This is a genomic window from Gluconacetobacter diazotrophicus PA1 5 (assembly GCF_000067045.1).
GTDB lineage: Bacteria > Pseudomonadota > Alphaproteobacteria > Acetobacterales > Acetobacteraceae > Gluconacetobacter > Gluconacetobacter diazotrophicus.
Map to the genome: position 1 here is coordinate 510,201 of NC_010125.1, position 20,501 is coordinate 530,701.

The following is a 20,501-nucleotide window of genomic DNA, read 5'->3' on the forward strand; positions in this document are numbered from 1 at the left end:
CAGGGGCGGGGCTACCCGGCTTGTCAGGCAACTCAACCCCTGGGCCGATAAGCACTTCCTTAGGGAGCTGGCTCTGGCGTGATCCTGGTCATGTTATCTGGCGCCCACCTGCGTGAGCAGGTCCGGGAGGGCTGAAAGACCAACGGCCATGGTGGCTCCGCACATTCTTCCCCAACACGATTCCGCATCCGACGCGCCCGCGCTGGCCGAGGCCAAGGCGGCGTTGCGCCGGCGGCTGCGCGCCCTTCGCGCCGCCCCGCTGCCGGCGGACACGCCTGCCGCGCTGTGCCGGCGCATGGCCGATTGCGTCCGTGCCGGCTTGCGCCCGGGCGCCACGGTTGCCGCCGTATGGCCCCTTCCGGGTGAAATCGACCTGCGCGGCCTGTGCGCCGAACTGCATCACGGCGGCTATGGCGTGCTGCTGCCCGAAACGCCCCCGCGCGGCCATCCCCTGCGCTTTCGCCTGTGGCGCCCGGGCGTGCCGATGCAGGCGGGCCGGTTCGGCACGCTTCATCCCGACGGCCCGGTCGCGCGCCCCGATTTCGTGTTCGTGCCGCTGCTGGGCTTTGACAGGCGGGGCTTCCGGCTGGGATACGGGGGCGGCTATTACGACCGCACGCTGGCCGGACTGGATTCGGTGCCGGCGGCGGGCTACGGGCTGTCGGCACAGGAAGTGCCGGCGGTGCCGGTGGGGCGTCATGACGTCCCCCTGCCGGTCATCGTGACCGAACGCGAAACCATCCGCTGCGGCGCCTGACGTCCGGGGCGGACGACGGGAAAAGGAAGGCCGGGTGCGGATCTTGTTTCTGGGTGATATCGTCGGGCGCACGGGGCGCGACGCCGTCATCGCCGCGCTGCCGGGCCTGCGGCGGGATTTGCGGCTGGACCTCGTGGTGGTGAATGGCGAGAACGCCAGCCATGGCTTCGGCCTGTCGCTGTCCATCGCCCAGAACCTGTTCGCCGCCGGGACCGATGTCATCACCCTGGGCAACCATGCCTGGGACCGCAAGGACCTGGTGGGCCAGATCGGCACCGAGCCCCGCATCATCCGCCCCGCCAACTATCCCCCCGGCACGCCCGGACAGGGCAGCGTCGTGGTCGGGCTGGTCGATGGGCGCAAGGCGCTGGTGGTCAATGTCATGGGCCGCCAGTTCATGGACGCGCTGGACGACCCGTTCCGCGCCGTGACCGATATTCTGGGCCGGCACCGGCTGGGCGTGACGGTGCATGCGGTGGTGGTGGATATCCACGCCGAGGCGTCGAGCGAGAAATGGGCGATGGGCCATGTGCTGGACGGCCGCGCCTCGCTGGTGGTGGGCACCCACACCCACACGCCCACGGCCGATCACCGCATCCTGCCGGGCGGCACGGCCTACCAGACCGACGCCGGCATGTGCGGGGACTATGACAGCGTGATCGGCATGGGCAAGGACGCGGCCATCGCCCGCTTCCTGCGCCGCATGCCCGGCGAGCGCCTGCAACCCGCCGAGGGCGAGGCAAGCCTGGCCGGAATGATGGTGGAAACCGACGACGCGACCGGCCTGGCCCGACGCATGGCGCCGCTGCGCATGGGCGGGCACCTGGCCCCGACGATGCCGGATTTCTAGGCGATCGCCTCACTCCCCTTCCGGCGGCAGCGGCCGGGGCCGGCGTTCGTCGTCGATCGCGACGAAGGTGAAGACGCCTTCGGTCACCTTGATGCTCTCGTGTGAATGCCGGGCGCGGCGCCAGGTCTCGACGTGGATCGACATCGACGTGCGTCCGGCCCGGGTGATGGTGGCGTACAGGCTGACCTCGTCACCGATCAGCACGGGCTGGTGCAGCACCACCTTGTCGATCGCAACCGTCACGCAGCGCCCCCGGGCGCGCAGGGCCGCCGCCGTGCCGGCGGCAAGGTCCATCTGCGACATCAGCCAGCCCCCGAAGATATCGCCCGAGGCATTGGCGTCGGCCGGCATCGCCACCACGCGGATCGTGGGCGCGACTGTCGGGCGGCCGGCGGATTGCGGGGCGGTAGGTTCCGGTGCGGTGCGGGTGGCGGTCACGCGAGGCTCCTGGGATGGAAGGGCGGAAGGGTCAGCGGAAGGGCGGTTCGTCGAAGCCGCGTAGCTTGCGGGAATGCAGGCGGTCCACCCCCTGCGCGCGCAGCAGGCGCATCGTCTCGATCCCCACGGTCAGGTGCTGCGACACGCGCTCGCGATAGAACGCGTTCGCCATGCCGCGCAGTTTCAGTTCGCCATGCAGCGGCTTGTCCGACACGCACAGCAACGTTCCGTACGGCACGCGGAAGCGGAAGCCGTTGGCCGCGATGGTCGCGGACTCCATGTCCACCGCGATGGATCGCGACATGTTGATCTGGGTGAACAGGGCATTCAGCCGCAATTCCCAGTTCCGGTTGTCGGTCGTCATCACCGTGCCGGTGCGCAGCCGGGTCTTCAGTTCCGAATCGCGCAGCCCGGTCACGCGGGCCGTGACCTCCTGCAAGGCGACCTGCACCTCCGCGATCGGGGGCACGGGCACCCAGGGCGGCAGGTCGTCGTCCAGCACGTGGTCGTCGCGGACATAGCCGTGGGCCAGCACATAATCGCCCAGCCGCTGCGTCCGGCGCAGCCCGGCGCAATGCCCCACCATCAGCCAGCAATGCGGCCGCAACACTGCCAGGTGGTCGGTAATGGTCTTCGCGTTCGCCGGCCCCACGCCGATATTGACCAGCGTGATGCCGTCCCCGTCCGGGCGGCACAAATGATAGGCCGGCATCTGCGGCAGGCCGGCATGCTGGGGCGCCGTGGCCGCGTCATGCCGGCGATGGATCAGGTCGCCGGGTTCGACGAACCGGTCGTACTCGCCCCCCTGGTCCACCTGCGCACGGCCATAGTCGCGGAACGCGTCGACATAGCGCTGGTAGTTGGTCAGCAGAATGAAGCGCTGCACATGGCGGGGCGACGTGCCGGTGTAATGATGCAGCCGCGCCAGCGAATAATCGGTCCGCTCGGCGGTGAACAGCGCCAGCGGACGCGGCTCGCCCGGCTGGGGGATCAGCGCGCAATTGGCGATCATGTCGTCCGTCGCATGCAGGTCGGGCAGCGCGAAATGGCGCTGCAGCAGGCGCAGATCGTCCTCGGTGATCGCGGTGACGGCCTCTTCCATCACATAGGGCAGCGGGATCGGCCGCCGCGACCGGCCGACCAGCACCGGCTGGCGGTAATGGCGCAGCAGGATGTCGATCTGCTCGTGCCAATACTCGCGGAACAGTTCCGGACGGGTCAGGGTGGTGCCGTAGAATCCCGGCTCCAGCACCACGTCGAAGGGCGGGCGCATTTCCTCGGGCGGCGGCGAGCGATCGACCGGGAAGGCCAGATAGGGATAGGTCGGCGCCGGTCCGTCCCCGGCCTTGCGGCCGGCGAAGGCCGCGCGCAGTGCCCGCACGCCGGAGTCATAGATCTTGGCGATCCGCTCCACGGCTTCGCCGGCATCGGTGAAGGCCTCGAAATCCGTGCCCATCCGGTCGCGGATCGTCGCCATGTCGTCGGTCATGTGCCGCCCTTCTCGCACGCCGGGGCGGGGTCAGCGCCGCAGCAGGATATAGTTGATCGTCAGGTCGATATCGAAATGGTCCCCGACCATGTCCGGGGGCACGGGCGGCAGTTCGGCGCCATGGAACATGCCCGTCGTGGCGGCATCCAGGTAGTACGACCCCGACTGGCCGGTCAGGCGCACCGCCTTCACCCGTCCGCTGCGGTCCAGCACCACATGGACCGAGGACTCGCCGTCCTCGCCCGCGCGGGCGGCTTCCTCGGGGTAGAACATGTGGCTGCGAATCCAGCGATCGATCTCCTCGCCGTAATCTTCGCTGACGCCGTGGATCTGGGTCTGGGTCGAATAGGGGGTGTTGAGCTGCCCGTTGCGGACCAGCGGGCCGACCGACAGGTCGATCGGGCTGCCGGACCCGCCGGCCCGCCCGCGCCGCTGGCGCGTCGGACCGGGTGAGGGGGCAAAGGACAGGTCCATCGGCGTATCGAAGGGGGACGGCGCATGGGTGGGCGCGCGCGGGCGCGCGGGCCGGGTGTGATGCGGCGTCGGGTGCGGCGCGGGCTGGGCAGCCTGGCCGGGACTCTGCTGCGCCGGATTGGGGGGCGAGGTCGATGGCTGGTCGGGCAGCGTCTGGTCCGACGGCGTGCGCGGCAGCGGCGGCGCGGCGGGCGTCTGCGGCGACGGCACGGTCGGCGACGGCGACGAATCGCTGGTCTGCGGCTGCTCGGGCTGCGGGGTATCGGGCGTGGGCTTGTTGGGCTGCGCCCCGGACCCGCCGGCCTGGTCGGGTGAATTGCGCCCCTGCAGCCCGCTGGACGCGGGGGGGGCGAACATCATTTCGACCGACGGATTTTCGGGCGCCGACTGGGTGCCGGCATGATGCCGCGCCGCCTGCAGGATGATGGCCAGCAGGATCAGGTGCAGCGCCGCCGACAGGCCCAGGACGGTGGTGACGCCCGGTTCTTCCAACGTGTCGGGGCGAATCATCGGCGCGCCGGCACGGCGCAGGGGGCGATAGTCGTGGGGGCGGGCTACCGGAACGGGGCGCAGGCCCTCGCGCCCGTCAGGGCGGCCCGCGGACGCCTCGGGGGCGGCCGGACGCCCCGGGCCACGCCCTGCTCCCTTGCCGCGCGGGATCAGGACGGGCTCCTCGGCCTGGCGGTGGCGGGAGGAAGGACTGAGTGTCACCGTCATGAAAAGCCGGGATTCTCCGCGTGGTCGCCTGCGGCGCGTTCCATTGCGATCGGGACCCTACCCTGTGGCGATCCCGTTGTCATGTTGCCACCCTGTCATGTTGCCACCGACAGGATTGTGTTGCCACAAGAACTCTGTTGCCATGGGGCATGTCATCCGTCGTTCCGGTCTCCGAACCGATCTCCGCCGTGTCCCCCGAACTGGACCGCGCCATTCGTGCCCACCTGTCCGCCGCCGATCCCGATCTGGCGGCCCTGGTGGCCCGGATCGGGCCGTGCGGCCTGCGCATGCATGCGGCGCGCGAGCCGTACGAGGCGCTGGTGGACGCCATCGCGCATCAGCAGCTTCATGGGCGGGCGGCGCAGGCCATTCTGGGGCGGATGGTGGCGCTGGCCGGCGGCGTGTTCCCCGATCCGGCGGCGTTGCTGGCGTTGCCGGTCGAAGCCCTGCGCGGCTGCGGGTTCTCGGGGTCCAAGATCGTGGCGATGCATGGCGTCGCCAAGGCGCGGCTGGACGGGCTGGTGCCCTCGCGCCGCCAGGCGGAATCGCTGTCAGACGCCGAACTGATCGCCCGCCTGGTCAGCCTGCGCGGCATCGGGCGCTGGACGGTCGAAATGCTGTTGATCTTCTCGCTGGGCCGGCTGGACATCATGCCGGTGGACGATTTCGGCGTGCGCGAGGGGTGGCGATTGCTGAAGGGGCTGGACGCCCAGCCCCGACCGAAGCAACTGGCTGCTATTGCGGCGGACTGGAGCCCCTATCGGTCGGCGGCGGCGTGGTATCTGTGGCGCGCGGCGGATGCGGTGAAGCCGCCGGACCGCGCCAACCCCATGACCGCGTAGCGTCAATATTGTTCGGTGAAGGCTTCCAGCAGCGCGGCGAAGCGGGTCGGGTTTTCGACATGCAGCCAGTGGCCGGCCTCTTCGATCCGTTCCAGCCAGTAATTGGGAAACAGCCGGCGCATCACCCCGAAATGTTCCCGACGGATATAGGGTGAATTGCCGCCGGCCAGGAACAGGGTCGGTCCGGGATAGGTATAGCCCTCGGGGATGTAGGGCCAGCTTTCGATGTTGGTCATCGACGACACGATGTCGCGCAGCCCGATGATCCAGCCCGGATTCTCGCCCAGCCGGATATTCTGCAGCATCAGCGCCCGCACGTCGGCATTGGGGATTTCGGGGCGCAGCAGGGCGTCGGCCTCGGCCAGGTTCAGGTAGGGCGGGAACTTCACCCGCAGCATCTGCTCGCCCAGCGAGAACTGGCCGTGCCCGGTACGGGCCGGCGGAATATCGGCCACCAGCAGGCTGTGGACCATGCCCGGCCGGGTCAGGGCCAGCGTCATCGCGACCTTGCCCCCCATCGAATGGCCCACCAGGGTCGCGGGCAGCGCCGCGTGGTGGGCCAGCGTATCCAGCAGGTCGTCGGCCATGGTGTTGTAGTCCATCGGGCCGTGCGGGCTGTCGCCGTGGTTGCGCAGGTCGATGGCCAGCGTCCGCCGCGTCCGGGCCAGCCGCCGCTGGAAGAAGCCCAGGTTGCGCGCGCGCCCGAACAGGCCGTGCAGCAGGACGATGGGCGGCCGCGCGGACTCGCCCCCCGACTGGTCCTCGGGCCCGCGCGCGATGACGTTCAGCAGCACGATGGCATGGTCCTTCCCTTTTATGCCGGCACCAGGCTCAGGACGATCTTGCCCGAATGGGCACCCGATTCCATGAGCTTATGGGCTTCGGCGACGCGCGCAAAGGGGAAGGTGGCGTGAATCACCGGCGCGATCGTCCCGTCCGCCAGCCCGGGCCAGATCGTCCGGCGCAGCCCGTCCGCGACCTGCGCCTTGTATGCCGTGTCACGGGGGCGCAGCGTCGTGCCCGTCACCGTCAGGCGGCGGGTCATGATGCGGGCCACGCCCACATCCTGCGCCTTCGCCCCACCCTGCAGCGCGATGATGACCAGGCGCCCGTCCGGGGCCAGGCAGCGCAGGTTGCGGTCCAGATACGGGCCGCCGATCACGTCCAGTACCACGTCCACGCCCCGCCCGCCGGTCAGGGTGCCGATTCGCGCGACGAAATTCTCGCTGCGGTAGTCGATCGCGGCCTCGGCGCCCAGCCGCACGCACAGCGCGGCCTTTTCGGCCGACCCCACCGTGACGTACGGAATCGCCCGCAGCGCCCGGGCGGTCTGGATCGCGGCGGTGCCGATGCCGCCGCTGCCGCCATGGATCAGCACGGACTCGCCGGCGGCCAGGTGCGCGGTCATGGCCAGGTTCGACCAAGCGGTAAAGAACGTCTCCGGCAGGGCGGCGGCGCGAATGGCGTCATACCCTTCGGGCCAGGGCAGGCATTGTCCGGCCGGCACTGCGCAATATTCGGCATACCCGCCGCCATTGGTCAGGGCGCAGACGCGCGTGCCGGTCGCGGGCCAGGACCCGTCGGGACGGCCCGCGACGACCTCGCCCGCGATTTCCAGCCCCAGGATCGGGCTGGCGCCGGGCGGCGGTGGATACAGGCCCTGGCGCTGCATGATGTCGGGCCGGTTCACGCCGGCGGCCATGACCCGGACCAGGACTTCGCCCGGGCCGGGCCGGGGCAGGGGCAGGTCCGCCAGTTCCATGGCATCGGGCGGTCCGGGATCACGGACGACGACCGCGCGCATGTGGTGGGGCAGGCCAGGGGATAGCGAGGGAGCGGACACGGGGCGACTCTCCGGCAACAGGAATGGTCAGCAGGAATGGTGCTGCGACGGTTATGGCGTAATTTGAGTTGATCGGACCGGTGCATGACTTCAAATAGTCGGCACGGGTGTCCCGCCGCCGCATGGGCGCCGCGCGAAAGTGGCTTGTCGTGTCGTCTTCCACCCTCGGCCTGTTGACTCATCTGTTCCGTCATCGCGGGGCATCCCTGTCGGAAGGGGGGCCGGCGAAGGGGCTTGCGCGGGACGACCGGGTCTCGCAGGTGCCGCGCGTCCTGCGTGCGCTGGTGCGGGCGGACGAGATCTGGCTGGTCGTGCTGGCGGCCTGCGTGGGCACCGGGGCCGGCCTGCTGGTCAGCGCCATGACCCATGCCACGCTGCTGGCGCATCGGGTGCTGTTCGCCGTCGGCGGGGATGGCCGCATTTCGGGCCTGCCGTCCATCGCGCCCCTCCGCGCCATCCTGGTGCCCAGCCTGGGCGGGCTGGTGCTGGGGCTGCTGGGTGTGCTGATCGCGCGCTATGCCCCCGGCCGTCCGGTCGACCCGATCGAGGCGAACGCGCTGCATGGCGGCCGCATGTCCACGCTGGACAGCGCCATCGTCGCCCTTCAGACGGTCCTGTCGAATTCGGTCGGCGCCTCGGTAGGGCTGGAGGCCGGGTTTACGCAGATCGGTGCCGCTACCGGCTCGCGACTGGGGCGCATGTTCCGGGTACGGCGCGAGGATCTGCGCCTGCTGGTCGGATGTGGTGCCGCCGGCGCCATCGGCGCGGCGTTCGACGCGCCGCTGGCCGGGGCGTTCTATGCCTTCGAACTGGTGATCGGCACCTATTCGCTGGCCAACCTGGCGCCGGTCGCGGCGGCGTCGATCTGCGCCATCGGGGTGACGCACCTGCTGCACAGCGCGGCCCCCGGCGTGACCGTGGACCTGCCGGCGGGGCTGCGGATGGACGATTACCTGCCGATCGCGACCCTGGGAATCGTGGCCGCCCTGCTGGGGGTGGCCCTGATGTATTGCGTGACCCTGGCCGAAACCCTGTTTCGCCGCTCCGGCCTGCCGGCCTGGATGTGTCCGGCCGTGGGCGGGACGATCGTCGGCACGATGGCGCTGGTTTCGCCCTCGGTGCTGTCGTCGGGCCACTGGGCGATGCGCGTCGCGCTGGAACAGGGCCACCCGACCGGATGGATCCTGGTCCTGCTGGCGCTGAAGGCGGTGGCCTCGTCGGTCTCGATCGGGTCGGGGTTCCGGGGCGGCCTGTTCTTCGCATCGCTGTATCTGGGCGTCCTGACCGGGGCGGCGTTCGGTGGTGGTCTGGCGCTGGTCTCGGCCAATCCGCTTTCAGCGGAACTCTGCGCCCTGGTGGGCATGAGCGCCATGGCCGTGGCGGTGGTCGGCGGGCCCATGACGATGGTGTTCCTGGCGCTGGAAATGACGGGCAGCCTGCCGCTGACCGTCGCGGTGCTGGTGGCGTCGGTGATTTCCGGCCTGACCGTGCGCCGGACCTTCGGCTACTCCTTCGCCACCTGGCGGTTCCACCTGCGCGGGGAATCCATCCGTTCGGCGGTCGATGTCGGCTGGATTCGCACGCTGACGGTCGGGCGGATGATGCGCCGTGACGTGAAGGCGATGTGCCAGACGACGACGGTCCAGGAGGCCCGGCATGCCTATCCGCTGGGCGCGGCGCAACGCTTCGTCCTGGTCGACGGCGCGGGCCGCTATGTCGGATTGGTGCAGGTGCCCGACCTGTATGCCGAAACGGCGCGTGCGACCGAGGACCTGACCCGCTTCGCCCAGTATCGCGACGTGATGCTGATGCCGCAGATGAACCTGCGCGACGCGATCGCCCGTTTCGAACAGGCGGAAAGCGACGCGCTGGTGGTGGTCGATGGCATGGAATCCCGCATGGTGCTGGGACTGCTGACCGAACAGCACGCCCTGCGCCGCTATAGCGAGGAACTGGACCGTACTCGCCGCGAACTGGCGGGTGAGGGTCGTCTCCACGCCCGCGTCTGAGGGCGTGCCGAACGAAAAAGGGGCGCCGGACCCAATCGGTCCGGCGCCCCCTTTTTTCGTCAATCCCGCCGGGATCAGACGGAGTAGTACATCTCGAACTCGGCCGGGTGCGGGGTGTGTTCGAACTTGAACACTTCCTGCCACTTGATGTCGATATAGCTCTCGATCTGGTCCTTGGTGAACACGCCGCCGGCCAGCAGGAACTCATGATCGGCCGTCAGGGCCTCCAGCGCCTCGCGCAGCGATCCGCAGACGGTCGGGATCTGCTTCAGCTCGTCGGGCGGCAGGTCGTACAGATCCTTGTCCATGGCGTCGCCCGGATGGATCTTGTTCTTGATGCCGTCCAGGCCGGCCATCAGCATGGCCGCGAACGCCAGGTAGGGGTTGGCGGTCGGGTCGGGGAAGCGGACCTCGACGCGCTTGGCCTTCGGGCTGGTCGCATACGGGATGCGGCAGGACGCCGAGCGGTTGCGCGCCGAATAGGCCAGCAGCACCGGCGCCTCGAAGCCCGGGATCAGGCGCTTGTAGGAATTGGTCGACGGGTTGGTGAAGGCGTTCAGCGCCTTGGCGTGCTTGATGATGCCGCCGATGTAATACAGCGCCTGGTCCGACAGGTCGGCATAGCCGTTGCCGGCGAAGACCGGCTTGCCGCTCTTCCAGATCGACTGGTGGACGTGCATGCCCGATCCGTTGTCGCCATAGATCGGCTTCGGCATGAACGTCGCGGACTTGCCGTAGGAATGGGCGACGTTGTGCACGCAGTATTTGTAGATCTGCATGAAGTCGGCGGACTTCACCAGCGTCGCGAACTTGGTGCCCAACTCGTGCTGCGACTGCGCGACCTCGTGGTGATGCTTTTCGATCGGCAGGCCCATCTCGCCCATCGTGGACAGCATCTCGGCGCGCAGGTCGTTTTCGCTGTCGACCGGCGGGACGGGGAAATAGCCGCCCTTCACCGTCGGGCGATGGCCCATGTTGCCCTCGGGATAGTCCTTCAGCGAGGCGCCGGGCCCCTCGATGCTGTCAAGCTGGTAGATGCCGAAATTCGGGCCCGTGCCGAACTTGACGCTGTCGAAGACGAAGAATTCGGCTTCCGGACCGAAAAACGCCGTGTCGCCCAGGCCGGTGGACTTCAGGTAGGCCTCGGCCAGCTTGGCGGTGGCGCGGGGGTCGCGGTTGTAGAACTGCCCGGTCGAGGGCTCGATGATGTCGCAGATCAGGATCAGCTGCGGCTTCGCCGAGAACGGGTCCATGACCGCCGTCGTCGGGTCGGGCAGCAGCACCATGTCGCTCTCGTTGATGGCCTTCCAGCCGACGATGGACGATCCGTCGAACATGAAGCCGTCGCGGAACGTGTCCTGCTCGATCGTCGAGATATGCTGCGTGGTGTGGTGCCACTTGCCGCGCGGGTCCGTGAAGCGCAGGTCCACCAGTTCCACGGAATGTTCCTGGATCAGGCTGAATACCTTGGCAACAGCCTCCGCCGATGGGGACGGAGTCGTGGTCGGAGCTGAACTCGGGGCTTTTTTCGCCATTGCTGATTACCTGCCTTAACTTGGGATGCCGAACGACACGGCGGTGAAACGGTTACGAGACTGGGGCGCCGTTGTCGATAGGACATACGGACCCCGGCACCGGCTATCGGAAGCATGCCGGTGTCCACGGGGGCACCGGTCTCCGTCGGCCGGGAAGGGGATGGTGGCGCGGCGGGTCAGATGGCCTCCTCGCCGTGCTCTCCGGTGCGGATGCGGATGACGTCTTCCACCGGCAGGATGAAGATCTTGCCGTCACCGATGCGCCCGGTGCGCGCGGCGGCCATGATCGTCTCGACGGCGCGGTCCACCAAGTTGTCGGCGCAGACGATCTCCAGCTTCACCTTCGGCAGGAAATCGACGATGTATTCGGCGCCGCGATACAGTTCGGTGTGGCCTTTCTGGCGGCCGAATCCCTTGGCCTCGGTCACCGTGATGCCCATCAGGCCGATCTCGTGAAGGGCGTCCTTCACCTCGTCCAGCTTGAAGGGCTTGATGATGGCCTCGATCTTTTTCATGCCGCGTCGTCATGTCCCCGGGCAGCCCCGAAATCCCGGGGCAGCGATGTGCACACGCCCGGGCCGCCCGCCCGATCCCGTGGGCGCCGCGGGCCGCCCGTACCTGACACCGTTGCACGGGTTGCGCTTTCGGGCAATCGGATCGGATTGCAAAAGGCCGGCATTTTACGCACATCTGCGCATGGCCGGCGGATTGCAGCACGGATCGCAGCAGGGAAGGGCCCACAGGACGGGTCCGAAGGAAGGATGTTCATGAAATCGCTGAACAGCATGCTGTCCGGCCTGCCGACGACGATCTTCACCGTCATGTCGGCGCTGGCGGCGCGGCATGACGCCATCAATCTGGGCCAGGGCTTCCCGGACACCGAAGGACCGGCCGATCTGATCGAAGCCGCGGCGGCGGCCCTGCGCGACGGCCGCAACCAGTATCCGCCCCTGACCGGGGTCCCGGAACTGCGGACGGCGGTCGCGCGGTCGAACGCGCGATTCTATGGCCTGTCGGTCGATCCGGCGACCGAGGTGATCGTGACCTCCGGCGCGACCGAGGCCCTGGCGGCCTCGCTGATGGCGATGGTCGATCCGGGGGATGAGGTCGTGGTGCTGGAACCGCTCTATGACACCTACCTGCCGGTGATCCGCGCGCTGGGTGCCGTGGCGCGGCCGGTGCGCCTGACACCGCCGGACTGGTCCCTGCCGCGTGCCGAACTGGCGGCGGCTTTCGGGCCCAGGACCAAGGCAATCATGCTCAATTCCCCGATGAACCCGACGGGCAAGGTCTTCGGCCCGGACGAACTGGCCTTCATCGCCGACCTGGTGGCGCGCCACCAGGTCTATGCGATCTGTGACGAGGTGTACGAGCACCTGACATTCGGCGGTGCGCGCCATATCCCGCTGATGACCCTGCCGGGCATGCGCCCGCGTTGCGTGCGCATCGGCAGCGCGGGCAAGAGCTTCTCGCTGACCGGATGGAAGGTCGGCTATGTCACCGCGCCGGCCGCCATCGCCGCGACCGTCGCCAAGGCGCACCAGCTTCTGACCTTCACCACGCCGCCGAACCTGCAGCGCGCGGTCGCGGTGGGGCTGGACAAGGATACGGATTATTTCACCACCCTTGCCGCCGACATGCAGGCCAAGCGCGACTTGTTGTCCGACGGGCTGCGCGCCGCCGGCTTCGACGTGCTGCCGTGCGACGGCAGCTATTTCATCGTGGCGGATATCCGCTCGACCGGTTTCGCGGGGGACGACGTGGCGTTCTGCCGTGCCCTGACCGAACGGTGCCGGGTCACGGCGATTCCGGTCTCGGCCTTCTATGGTACCGACAACGCACCGGACCATCTGGTGCGATTCGCCTTCTGCAAGAAGGACCCGATCCTGGCCGAAGCCGTGGCCCGGATTCGGGCCGGCGTGCGCGATTTGTAGGAACGCCGGGCAAGGCCGGGCTCTTTTTCACCCTGTGGGTGATTGACGTGCCGGACGAGCTTCTCTAAATCACAGCCCGCTGTGGCGGACGTAGCTCAGCTGGTAGAGCGCCGGTTTGTGGTACCGGTGGTCGCGGGTTCGAGCCCCGTCGTTCGCCCCAGCGGATTTCCCGACAAGGTGGAAATTCACTTCGGGAAGAGGCGCGACAGGCCCTCTTCCAGAGGGATCGGCACGATCCCCAGTTCCCGTTCCATATCCCCGATATCGAAGGCCTTGTCTTCCAGCAGGCGCCGGATTTCGGCCGGCCCGACCGACGGCAGGCCGGGAATCCATCGTGCGATCGCGGCCGCCGCCATCATTGCCCCCGCCGGCACCGCCAGCACCGGGCGCGGGCGCAGTCCTGCGTGCCGCGCGACGGTCGCCGCGAAATCCCGATAGGTCAGCCGCGTCGCGCCCGCGATCACCAGGGCATGGGGGCCGTGCCACGGGCGGCGAAGCGCCGCGACCAGGCTGCTGGTGACGTCGTCCTGATGGACCGGCTGTACCAGCGTCCGTCCGCCGCCCGGCAAGGGCGTGACCGGCAGGCGGCGCAGCAGCGCCGCCAGGCGCTGGACGTTGTTTTCGCCCTGCGCGCCATAGATCATGGTGGGATGCAGGATCACCCCATCGCGGCCTGACCGCAGCAGCGCGGCCTCGCCCGCCAGCACCCCGTTGCCGTGATCGTCGGGCCAGCGGGTGAATTTGCGCGTGCTGCCCAGGCAGACCAGCGTGGCACCTGGGGGCATGGCCGCCAGCAGGGCCGGCACATGCCGCGCATGGGCGGTGCTGACCACCCGCGTGGCATCGGCCAGCGCCGCGCGCAACGTACCGGCCGGGCCGGTCAGGTCCGCGACCCGGGATGATCCGTCCAGCCCGGTGGCCTGCCAGCGCGCCGCGTCGCGCACCACCGGCACGACCGGAATATCCAACCGCGACAGGGCGCGGCACAACGCCGCCCCCGACCGCCCGGATGCCCCCACGACATGCACGGCATCCGTGGGGCGGGACGTCATGGCGTGCTGATGGACAGGCCCAGCAGGCCGGCGGTGGACGGGTCGCCGGCCATCGACAGGGCCACGCCCAGCATCAACAGGTTCAGCGGTTGCGGCGGCCGCAGCGTCAGCCGCAGCGGACGGTCCGGCGCGTCCAGGAACCGCCCCAGCGCCTGCATCGATATATCGGGCGACGCCGCCAGGGCGGAAATGACCTGCTGGCGATAGGCATCGGGCGGGACCTGCCGCGCGTGGGCCAGGCCATCCAGCACATGGCCGGCCAGGGACCGGTCGTGCCAGTCGATCGTGGCCGACACGATGCGCGCCGTCTCCGCCAGGCTCATGGGATCGTCGACCGGGATCTGGTCCAGGTCGGCCAGGACGGTCATGCGGCCCATCGCAGGGGCGTCGATGTCCAGCGGATGCAGGCTCATCAATCCGTTCTGCCGCTGGACGGTGGCGACGGCATGGATCGTGCCGCTGAAATGGTCATAGCCGATCAGGCGCAGCGGCGACTGGTCCTGCGGCGGGGGTGGCCAGGCCTCCAGGTCCGTCAGCGTGGTGTCCAGATCGTCCTGCGCCGTGCGGGATTCGTGCTCGACGACCAGGTGCCCGATCCGCATCAGCGGGGTCGACGCGTCGATCTGGATGGCCGAGACGTCGAAATGACGGTGGCCGGATTCATGGATCATGTGCCCGGACTGCAGCAGGCTGGCGATCTGCCCGGCAAAATCCGGCCCGTCGATGCGCAGGTGGCCGATGGTGATATGCCGCCCCGGTGTCAGGTTGATTTGCATGGCCAGGGAGTCGAGGTCGAGATGCGATGTCCGGCCCAGGCCGTACTGGCGCACCGCCGCCCGCGCCACCGTCAGGTCGGTCTGGCTGCCCGGCACCGCGACATGCAGGCCTTCCAGCCGCCCGGAATCCAGCACCAGGGAATCCAGCCGCGGCGGCGCCGGCGCCGCGGATTCAGGATCGGCCAGGGTGGGCCCGGTATTGGGCAGCACCAGCCCTTCCAGCACCAGCAGCCCGATCGACGCCGTGGCGCCCGGTTCCATGACCTGCACGTCATGCAGGGTGACGCGCCCGATGCGTTGGCCGCCGACCGCGTTGCCGGTGACGCCCCCCACCAGCGCGTCGGACGCGGTGACGGTCAGGAACGCGTTGCGATAGCTGACGGCGGTCAGGCGCGCCCCCCGCGCCAGGACCCGCGGCGTGGCGGTGGCATAGGTGAAGCTGGCCCCCGGGCCGATCGCGGCGCGCAGGTCGGCGATGGCCGATTCCATCCGGCTCTGGGCGAAATGCCGCAGGCCCAGTCCCCCCACGATCACGATGATCAGCAGCAGCAGAAGGGCGGAGAGAAGTTTTTTCACGTGCGGGTCATCCGTCAATGGCCTGTGCGACAGCTACATCATTCGGGTCCCGTCCGGCAACGTCCCGCCCCGGACGCTGTGGTATCAGGATACCGTCTCCTAGTTTCCCGAAAAATCGGCGCAAAAACCCGATTTGATCTTGACGGGCGGGCCGGGGACGATGATAACGCGCCACCCGTTACCGCTCCTATTACAGACGGAACACAGACAGATGAAGACCACCCTTTCGCTGAAGCCCGCGGAGGTGACACGGGACTGGATCCTGATCGATGCCGAAGGGCTCGTTCTCGGCCGTCTCGCCGCCATCGTCGCCCAGCGCCTGCGCGGCAAGCACAAGCCGCAATTCACCCCGCATGTCGATTGCGGCGACAACATCGTCGTGATCAATGCCGAGAAGGTGCGCCTGACCGGCAACAAGGTCGGGCAGAAGCTGTTCCATTATCATACCGGCTATCCGGGCGGTATCAAGGAACGCACGATCACCCAGCGGCTGGAGGGCAAGAACCCCGGCCACGTGGTGACCAAGGCGGTCGAGAGGATGATCACCCGCGGCCCGCTGCAGCGCGCGCAGATGAAGCACCTGTATGTCTATGCCGGCGCCGAGCATCCGCATGCCGGCCAGCAGCCCAAGACGCTGGACGTCGCGGCGCTGAACCGCAAGAACACCGTCAACTCCCAGAAGATCGGGGCCTGAGCATCATGTCGGAAACCCAAGAGCGCACAGGCACGCTGGCCGATCTGAAGGACGTGGTCGCGTCCGGCCAGATCGCCGCTGGACAGGAAGCTCCGGTCTACGAGCCCAAGCGCGACGCGCAGGGCCGTTCCTACGCCACCGGCCGCCGCAAGGACGCCGTGGCCCGCGTCTGGATCAAGCCGGGCAAGGGCGACATCACCGTGAACGGCCGTTCGGTCGGGACCTATTTCGCGCGTCCCGTCCTGCGCATGCTGATCACCCAGCCCTTCCTGGTGGCTGACCGCTACAACCAGTTCGACGTGTATTGCACGGTGACGGGTGGTGGTCTGTCGGGCCAGGCCGGTGCGGTCCGTCACGGCATCAGCCGTGCCCTGACGCATTACGAGCCCACGCTGCGCGGCATCCTGAAGGCCGCCGGCTTCCTGACCCGCGATCCCCGCGTTGTCGAACGCAAGAAGTACGGCCGCGCCAAGGCCCGCCGTTCCTTCCAGTTCAGCAAGCGCTGATCGCACCACGCGGCCGGAAAAACGGGCCGGGACGATCGTCCCCCGCATTGCGGGGGGATGGTCGCCCGGCCCTTTTTCTTGGGCGGTCCGGTCCTGCCCGCGGGGCGGCACCTCGCCGGAAAATGAAAATCCCACAGGGATTTATGGGCGGATAGCCCCTGTGTTATCCGCGATGATCGTCCTACCATGGCCCGGCCCGCAGATGGCCGGGGCCGGGGAATGATGATCAAGACTTCGCCTTTTGCGATGACGGCCGTCCTTGCCATCCTGACGGCGGTCGGCCCGATTTCGACCGATATGTATCTTCCCGCCTTCGGGGCCATGACTCACGCCCTGGGCGGCGCGCATGGCGATGCCGAAATGACGCTGGCGGCCTGGTTCCTCGGCCTGTCGGTGGGGCAGGTCACCCATGGCGCGATCGCCGACCATTACGGGCGGCGCGGGCCGCTGCTGGGCGGCACCCTGCTTTATACCATCGCCTCGGTCGGCTGCGCGGTGGCGGGTTCGATGTGGGCATTTTCGCTCTGGCGGTTCGTCGCGGCGTTCGGGGCGGCCGCCAGCCTCGTGATCCCGCGCGCCGTCATCCGCGATGTGGTGGGGGGCGACGGCGACGCGGCGCGGATGCTGGGCCGGATGGTGCTGGTGATGAGCATCGTGCCGATGCTGGCACCGACCCTGGGCGGCGTGATTGCCGAGGACTGGCAGTGGCGCGGTATCTTCTGGATAGCGGCGGCATACGGCGCCTGCTGCGTGGCCATGGTCTACTGGCTGCTGCCCGATACGCTGACCACCGAACTGCATATGCGCTTTCGGCTGGAACAAGCGGTCACGGGCTATGTCCTGATCCTGCATGACCGCGTGTTCCGCCTGCACGCGCTGGAGGGCGGGTGCGCCACCTTCACCCTGTTCGCATTCCTGGGCGGTGCGCCACGGGTTTTCGTGGCGGGGTACGGGCTTTCGCCCGTGCAGTTCGGCGGCATCTTCATCCTGAACGCGGCGGGCTATGCCGTCGGCACCAACATCAACGGGCGGCTGGTGCCGCGGCTGGGCGCCCCCCGCGTGCTCAGCGGCGCGGCCGTGGCGCTGGCGGTGGCGTGCGGCGGCATGTTCGCGGCGGCCCTGCTGCATGTCGGGGGCGGGATCCTGCAGGTCGGCGGGATCACCCTGTGCATGGCCATCCTGGGCTTCCTGCTGCCGGGCGCGGCCCTGGGGTCGGTCCTGCCGAACGGGGCCAGGGCGGCGACGGCCTCGGCGCTGTATGGAACCGTGGTGTTCTTCATCGGCTCGTTCAGCACGATGCTGGTGGGCTGGCTGGGCACGCGCGGGCCCGCGTCGATGACGGGGCTGATGCTGCTGGGCGCCCTGATGGCCCTGGCCTGCGACTGGCGGCGGCGATAGGCGAGCGGCGATAGGGGACCCGGTGCCCTATCCCGCCATGCCGGCCGCCGCCATCAGCAGGTGCATCAGCATGGCGAACACGCCCAGGGCCAGCACGCTGGCGGTCCAGATAACGGCCATCCAGCCCAGGCGGCGCGTCCAGGGCGGCATCAATGGTACCCTTCGCTGGATGTGACCTTGCCGCGAAACACGTGATAGGCCCACGCGGTATAGGTCAGGATGACCGGGATGATGAACAGCGTGCCGACCAGGGCGAAGCCCATGCTTTCCGGCGGACTGGCGACGGCGCGGAAGGAAATGCCGGGCGGGATGATGTTCGGCCACAGGCTGATCGCCAGCCCGCTATACCCCAGGAACAGCATGATCAGCGTCAGGAAGAACGGCGCGGCATGCGGTGCGCCGCGCAACTGGTGCAGCAGCAGCGCGCTCGCCCCCAGGATCAGGACCGGCACCGGGGCGAAATAATACAGGTTGGGCCGCGAAAACCAGCGGGTGGCGATCGCGGGGTGCGTCAGCGGCGTCCACAGGCTGACGATGGCGATCGCCACCAGCAGCAGCGGCGTCACCCACCGGGCGCAGACGATCATCCGCGCCTGCAGGCTCCCCGCCGTCTTCATCGTCAGCCAGGTCGCGCCCAGCAGGGCATAGGCCACAACCAACCCCAGCCCGGTGAACACGCTGAACGGCGACAGCCAGTCCAGCGCCCCGCCCAGATAGGACGGTCCGCTGACCTGGAACCCGTCGATGAACGCCCCCAGCGACACCCCCTGGAAAAAGGTCGCGACGTACGACCCGCCGGCGAAGACGTAGTCCCAGAACGGCCGGTGCGCCTCGTCCGCCTTGAAGCGGAACTCGAACGCCACGCCCCGGCAGATCAGCCCCGCCAGCATCAGGACCAGCGGCAGGTACAGCGCGCTCAGCAGCAGCGAATAGGCCAGCGGGAAGGCCCCGTACATCGCGGCGGCGCCCAGGACCAGCCAGGTCTCGTTCCCGTCCCAGACCGGGGCCACGGTATTGACCATCAGGTCGCGCTCGGCCCGGTCCGGCACGAAGGGAGAGAGGATGCCGATCCCCAGGTCGAACCCGTCCATGATGACGTACATCATCAGCCCGAACCCGATGATGACGACCCAGATCAGCGGAAGATCGATACCCATGTCTGGTATTCCTTCAGGACAGCATGTCTGGGGCGGCGGAGAGCGGGCGGGCCGGCCGCTTGTCGGGCCGGTCGCCATCGGCGGGGGATACGCCTTGCGTGTCGGGGCCGTGGGCCGCCAGCTTCAGCAGGTAGCCGATGCCGGTACCGAATACCCCGCAATACAGGACGACGAAGATCAGCAGGCTGACGCTCAACGTCGCCGCCGAATGGTTCGACACCGCGTCGCGCGTGCGCATCACGCCATAGACCACCCAGGGCTGGCGCCCGATCTCGGTCGTCATCCACCCCGCCAGGATCGCGGCCAGCCCGGTCGGCCCCATCGCGACCGTGGCCGTCAGGAACGGCCGGTTGGCGAACAGGCGCCCGCGCGCGCGCAGGGCCAGCCCGACCAGCGCCAGCAGCAGCATCAGCGTGCCCAGCCCCACCATGACCCGGAAGGTCCAGAAGATGATGGTGGAATTCGGACGGTCCTCGGCCGGGAATTCCTTCAGGCCCGGAATCTGCCCGTTCCAGCTATGGGTCAGGATCAGGCTGCCCGCATGCGGGATTTCGACGGCGTAGCGCGTGGTCTCGGCGGCCATGTCCGGCACCCCGAACAGGATCAGCGGCACGTCCGCCCCCGGCGCGTTCTGCCAGTGGCCCTCGATCGCCGCGATCTTGGCCGGCTGGTGTTCCAGCGTGTTGCGGCCGTGCAGGTCGCCGACCAGGATCTGGATCGGGGTGACGACCAGCAGCATCCACATCGCCATCGACATCATGGTGCGGATGGCGGGCGTGTCGCGCCCCTTCAGCAGGTGCCACGCCGCCACCGCGCCGACGAACAGCGCCGTCGCCAGGAAGGCCGCGATGCCCATATGGACCAGCCGGTAGGGAAAGGACGGGTTGAAGATGATCTGCAGCCAGTCGACGGGCACGACGCGCCCGTCCGCGATCCGGTAGCCCTGCGGCGTCTGCATCCAGCTGTTCGACGCCAGGATCCATGTCGCGGACACCAGCGTGCCGAGCGCCACCATCACCGTGGCGAAGAAATGCAGCCCGCGTCCGACCTTGTCCCAGCCGAACAGCATGACCCCCAGGAATCCGGCTTCCAGGAAGAAGGCGGTCAGGACCTCGTAGGTCAGAAGCGGCCCGGTCACGCCCCCGGCGAAGGTGGAGAAATAGCTCCAGTTCGTGCCGAATTCGTAGGACATCACCAGGCCCGAGACGACGCCCATGGCGAAATTCACGGCAAACAGCTTGGACCAGAAATGATACAGGTCCTTGAACACCGGCGCCCCGCGCGCCAGCCACAGTCCCTCCAGCACCGCCAGGTAGCTGGCCAGCCCGATGGTGATGGCCGGGAAGAGGATGTGGAAGGATACGGTAAAGCCGAACTGGAGACGCGCAAGCAGCAGGGGGTCGGGGGCGTGCATGAATCCGCTCCTGTGATGGGGGGCCATCAGCAGCCCTGGC

General features: G+C 68.6%; 20 protein-coding genes, 1 tRNA gene and 1 other RNA gene. 10 read left to right on the forward strand and 12 right to left on the reverse strand.

Translation table 11 applies throughout. From position 1 onward, the window contains the following. Positions 1-5 precede the first annotated feature (5 nt). The 3 genes from ssrS to GDI_RS02420 all read left to right on the forward strand — a co-directional run bounded on the left by ssrS (position 6) and on the right by GDI_RS02420 (position 1,607). A non-coding RNA gene (gene ssrS / locus GDI_RS18820) (6S RNA) lies at positions 6-162 on the forward strand. Then, positions 149-757: a 5-formyltetrahydrofolate cyclo-ligase gene (locus GDI_RS02415; RefSeq protein ID WP_050934972.1), complete on the forward strand. Its 609-nt coding sequence runs from the start codon at positions 149-151 to the stop codon at positions 755-757. The genes ssrS and GDI_RS02415 overlap by 14 nt, the downstream gene beginning before the upstream one ends. Before the next feature lie 34 nt (positions 758-791). Beyond that, entirely contained in the window at positions 792-1,607 is an 816-nt protein-coding gene (locus GDI_RS02420; RefSeq protein ID WP_012222969.1) for a TIGR00282 family metallophosphoesterase, read from the forward strand. Between the two features lie 9 nt (positions 1,608-1,616). Here GDI_RS02420 and GDI_RS02425 read toward each other — a convergent pair whose 3' ends face one another. The 3 genes from GDI_RS02425 to GDI_RS02435 form a co-directional block, all read right to left on the reverse strand. Then, the gene (locus tag GDI_RS02425; protein ID WP_173363394.1) at positions 1,617-1,958 is read right to left on the reverse strand and encodes an acyl-CoA thioesterase; all 342 of its coding nucleotides are present in this window, start codon (positions 1,956-1,958) and stop codon (positions 1,617-1,619) included. A 118-nt stretch (positions 1,959-2,076) separates the two neighbouring features. Continuing rightward, positions 2,077-3,534, reverse strand: coding sequence for an AMP nucleosidase (locus GDI_RS02430; protein ID WP_041249253.1), 1,458 nt, complete (start codon positions 3,532-3,534; stop codon positions 2,077-2,079). A 30-nt stretch (positions 3,535-3,564) separates the two neighbouring features. Then, positions 3,565-4,725 (reverse strand): energy transducer TonB, encoded by a 1,161-nt coding sequence (locus GDI_RS02435; RefSeq protein WP_012222974.1) that lies wholly within the window; start codon positions 4,723-4,725, stop codon positions 3,565-3,567. Positions 4,726-4,874: 149 nt separating this feature from the next. On the opposite strand from GDI_RS02435, the gene GDI_RS02440 reads away from it, so the two are divergent. Then, positions 4,875-5,567 (forward strand): DNA-3-methyladenine glycosylase family protein, encoded by a 693-nt coding sequence (locus GDI_RS02440; RefSeq protein ID WP_012222976.1) that lies wholly within the window; start codon positions 4,875-4,877, stop codon positions 5,565-5,567. A gap of 2 nt (positions 5,568-5,569) precedes the next feature. Here GDI_RS02440 and GDI_RS02445 read toward each other — a convergent pair whose 3' ends face one another. Next, on the reverse strand, positions 5,570-6,361 hold the full coding sequence (locus GDI_RS02445; RefSeq protein WP_012222978.1) for an alpha/beta fold hydrolase: 792 nt from the start codon (positions 6,359-6,361) through the stop codon (positions 5,570-5,572). Positions 6,362-6,381: 20 nt separating this feature from the next. Continuing rightward, complete coding sequence (locus tag GDI_RS02450) at positions 6,382-7,371, reverse strand: NAD(P)H-quinone oxidoreductase (protein ID WP_012222981.1); 990 nt, start codon at positions 7,369-7,371, stop codon at positions 6,382-6,384. A gap of 161 nt (positions 7,372-7,532) precedes the next feature. Between GDI_RS02450 and GDI_RS02455 the strand changes: the two genes are divergently transcribed. Then, positions 7,533-9,419: a chloride channel protein gene (locus tag GDI_RS02455; protein ID WP_231854195.1), complete on the forward strand. Its 1,887-nt coding sequence runs from the start codon at positions 7,533-7,535 to the stop codon at positions 9,417-9,419. Positions 9,420-9,493: 74 nt separating this feature from the next. Here the strand turns inward: GDI_RS02455 and glnA are convergent, their stop codons facing one another. Further along, positions 9,494-10,954, reverse strand: coding sequence for a type I glutamate--ammonia ligase (gene glnA, locus GDI_RS02460; protein ID WP_012222986.1), 1,461 nt, complete (start codon positions 10,952-10,954; stop codon positions 9,494-9,496). Between the two features lie 176 nt (positions 10,955-11,130). Beyond that, positions 11,131-11,469 carry a P-II family nitrogen regulator gene (locus GDI_RS02465; RefSeq protein ID WP_012222993.1) on the reverse strand — a complete coding sequence of 113 codons (339 nt, stop codon included), beginning with the start codon at positions 11,467-11,469 and terminating at the stop codon, positions 11,131-11,133. Between the two features lie 252 nt (positions 11,470-11,721). Between GDI_RS02465 and GDI_RS02470 the strand changes: the two genes are divergently transcribed. Both GDI_RS02470 and GDI_RS02475 read left to right on the forward strand, forming a co-directional pair. Beyond that, entirely contained in the window at positions 11,722-12,888 is a 1,167-nt protein-coding gene (locus GDI_RS02470; protein WP_012553803.1) for an aminotransferase, read from the forward strand. 84 nt (positions 12,889-12,972) lie between these two features. Further along, positions 12,973-13,048 (forward strand) — tRNA-His (locus GDI_RS02475). A 25-nt stretch (positions 13,049-13,073) separates the two neighbouring features. On the opposite strand, the gene GDI_RS02480 is transcribed toward GDI_RS02475, so the two are convergent. Next, positions 13,074-13,940, reverse strand: coding sequence for an SDR family oxidoreductase (locus tag GDI_RS02480; RefSeq protein ID WP_012222996.1), 867 nt, complete (start codon positions 13,938-13,940; stop codon positions 13,074-13,076). Beyond that, on the reverse strand, positions 13,937-15,292 hold the full coding sequence (locus GDI_RS02485; protein ID WP_012553801.1) for a hypothetical protein: 1,356 nt from the start codon (positions 15,290-15,292) through the stop codon (positions 13,937-13,939). The genes GDI_RS02480 and GDI_RS02485 overlap by 4 nt, the downstream gene beginning before the upstream one ends. Before the next feature lie 211 nt (positions 15,293-15,503). Between GDI_RS02485 and rplM the strand changes: the two genes are divergently transcribed. The 3 genes from rplM to GDI_RS02500 all read left to right on the forward strand — a co-directional run bounded on the left by rplM (position 15,504) and on the right by GDI_RS02500 (position 17,890). Beyond that, positions 15,504-15,986, forward strand: a complete 483-nt coding sequence (rplM, locus tag GDI_RS02490) for a 50S ribosomal protein L13 (protein ID WP_012222999.1) — start codon at positions 15,504-15,506, stop codon at positions 15,984-15,986. A 5-nt stretch (positions 15,987-15,991) separates the two neighbouring features. Continuing rightward, the gene (rpsI, locus tag GDI_RS02495) at positions 15,992-16,492 is read left to right on the forward strand and encodes a 30S ribosomal protein S9 (RefSeq protein ID WP_012223001.1); all 501 of its coding nucleotides are present in this window, start codon (positions 15,992-15,994) and stop codon (positions 16,490-16,492) included. 219 nt (positions 16,493-16,711) lie between these two features. Then, complete coding sequence (locus GDI_RS02500) at positions 16,712-17,890, forward strand: multidrug effflux MFS transporter (RefSeq protein ID WP_012553800.1); 1,179 nt, start codon at positions 16,712-16,714, stop codon at positions 17,888-17,890. Positions 17,891-17,917: 27 nt separating this feature from the next. On the opposite strand, the gene GDI_RS18825 is transcribed toward GDI_RS02500, so the two are convergent. The 3 genes from GDI_RS18825 to GDI_RS02510 are packed head-to-tail and all read right to left on the reverse strand — an operon-like array spanning position 17,918 to position 20,461. Next, positions 17,918-18,040: a DUF2474 domain-containing protein gene (locus GDI_RS18825; protein ID WP_012223004.1), complete on the reverse strand. Its 123-nt coding sequence runs from the start codon at positions 18,038-18,040 to the stop codon at positions 17,918-17,920. After that, the gene (gene cydB, locus GDI_RS02505) at positions 18,040-19,047 is read right to left on the reverse strand and encodes a cytochrome d ubiquinol oxidase subunit II (protein ID WP_012223005.1); all 1,008 of its coding nucleotides are present in this window, start codon (positions 19,045-19,047) and stop codon (positions 18,040-18,042) included. The genes GDI_RS18825 and cydB overlap by 1 nt, the downstream gene beginning before the upstream one ends. 13 nt (positions 19,048-19,060) lie before the next feature. Continuing rightward, a complete protein-coding gene (locus GDI_RS02510) occupies positions 19,061-20,461 on the reverse strand; it encodes a cytochrome ubiquinol oxidase subunit I (protein ID WP_012223007.1) in 1,401 nt (466 codons plus the stop codon). Positions 20,462-20,501 lie beyond the last annotated feature (40 nt).

Coding starts and splice junctions, on each gene's coding strand:
- GDI_RS02415 (WP_050934972.1), top strand. CDS start 149: ATGGTGGCTCCGCACATTCTTCCCCAACACGATTCCGCATCCGACGCG.
- GDI_RS02425 (WP_173363394.1), bottom strand. CDS start 1,958: ATGCCGGCCGACGCCAATGCCTCGGGCGATATCTTCGGGGGCTGGCTG.
- GDI_RS02430 (WP_041249253.1), bottom strand. CDS start 3,534: ATGACCGACGACATGGCGACGATCCGCGACCGGATGGGCACGGATTTC.
- GDI_RS02435 (WP_012222974.1), bottom strand. CDS start 4,725: ATGACGGTGACACTCAGTCCTTCCTCCCGCCACCGCCAGGCCGAGGAG.
- GDI_RS02440 (WP_012222976.1), top strand. CDS start 4,875: ATGTCATCCGTCGTTCCGGTCTCCGAACCGATCTCCGCCGTGTCCCCC.
- GDI_RS02450 (WP_012222981.1), bottom strand. CDS start 7,371: ATGCGCGCGGTCGTCGTCCGTGATCCCGGACCGCCCGATGCCATGGAA.
- GDI_RS02455 (WP_231854195.1), top strand. CDS start 7,533: ATGGGCGCCGCGCGAAAGTGGCTTGTCGTGTCGTCTTCCACCCTCGGC.
- glnA (WP_012222986.1), bottom strand. CDS start 10,954: ATGGCGAAAAAAGCCCCGAGTTCAGCTCCGACCACGACTCCGTCCCCA.
- GDI_RS02465 (WP_012222993.1), bottom strand. CDS start 11,469: ATGAAAAAGATCGAGGCCATCATCAAGCCCTTCAAGCTGGACGAGGTG.
- GDI_RS02470 (WP_012553803.1), top strand. CDS start 11,722: ATGAAATCGCTGAACAGCATGCTGTCCGGCCTGCCGACGACGATCTTC.
- GDI_RS02480 (WP_012222996.1), bottom strand. CDS start 13,940: ATGACGTCCCGCCCCACGGATGCCGTGCATGTCGTGGGGGCATCCGGG.
- rplM (WP_012222999.1), top strand. CDS start 15,504: ATGAAGACCACCCTTTCGCTGAAGCCCGCGGAGGTGACACGGGACTGG.
- rpsI (WP_012223001.1), top strand. CDS start 15,992: ATGTCGGAAACCCAAGAGCGCACAGGCACGCTGGCCGATCTGAAGGAC.
- GDI_RS02500 (WP_012553800.1), top strand. CDS start 16,712: ATGATGATCAAGACTTCGCCTTTTGCGATGACGGCCGTCCTTGCCATC.
- GDI_RS18825 (WP_012223004.1), bottom strand. CDS start 18,040: ATGCCGCCCTGGACGCGCCGCCTGGGCTGGATGGCCGTTATCTGGACC.
- cydB (WP_012223005.1), bottom strand. CDS start 19,047: ATGGGTATCGATCTTCCGCTGATCTGGGTCGTCATCATCGGGTTCGGG.
- GDI_RS02510 (WP_012223007.1), bottom strand. CDS start 20,461: ATGCACGCCCCCGACCCCCTGCTGCTTGCGCGTCTCCAGTTCGGCTTT.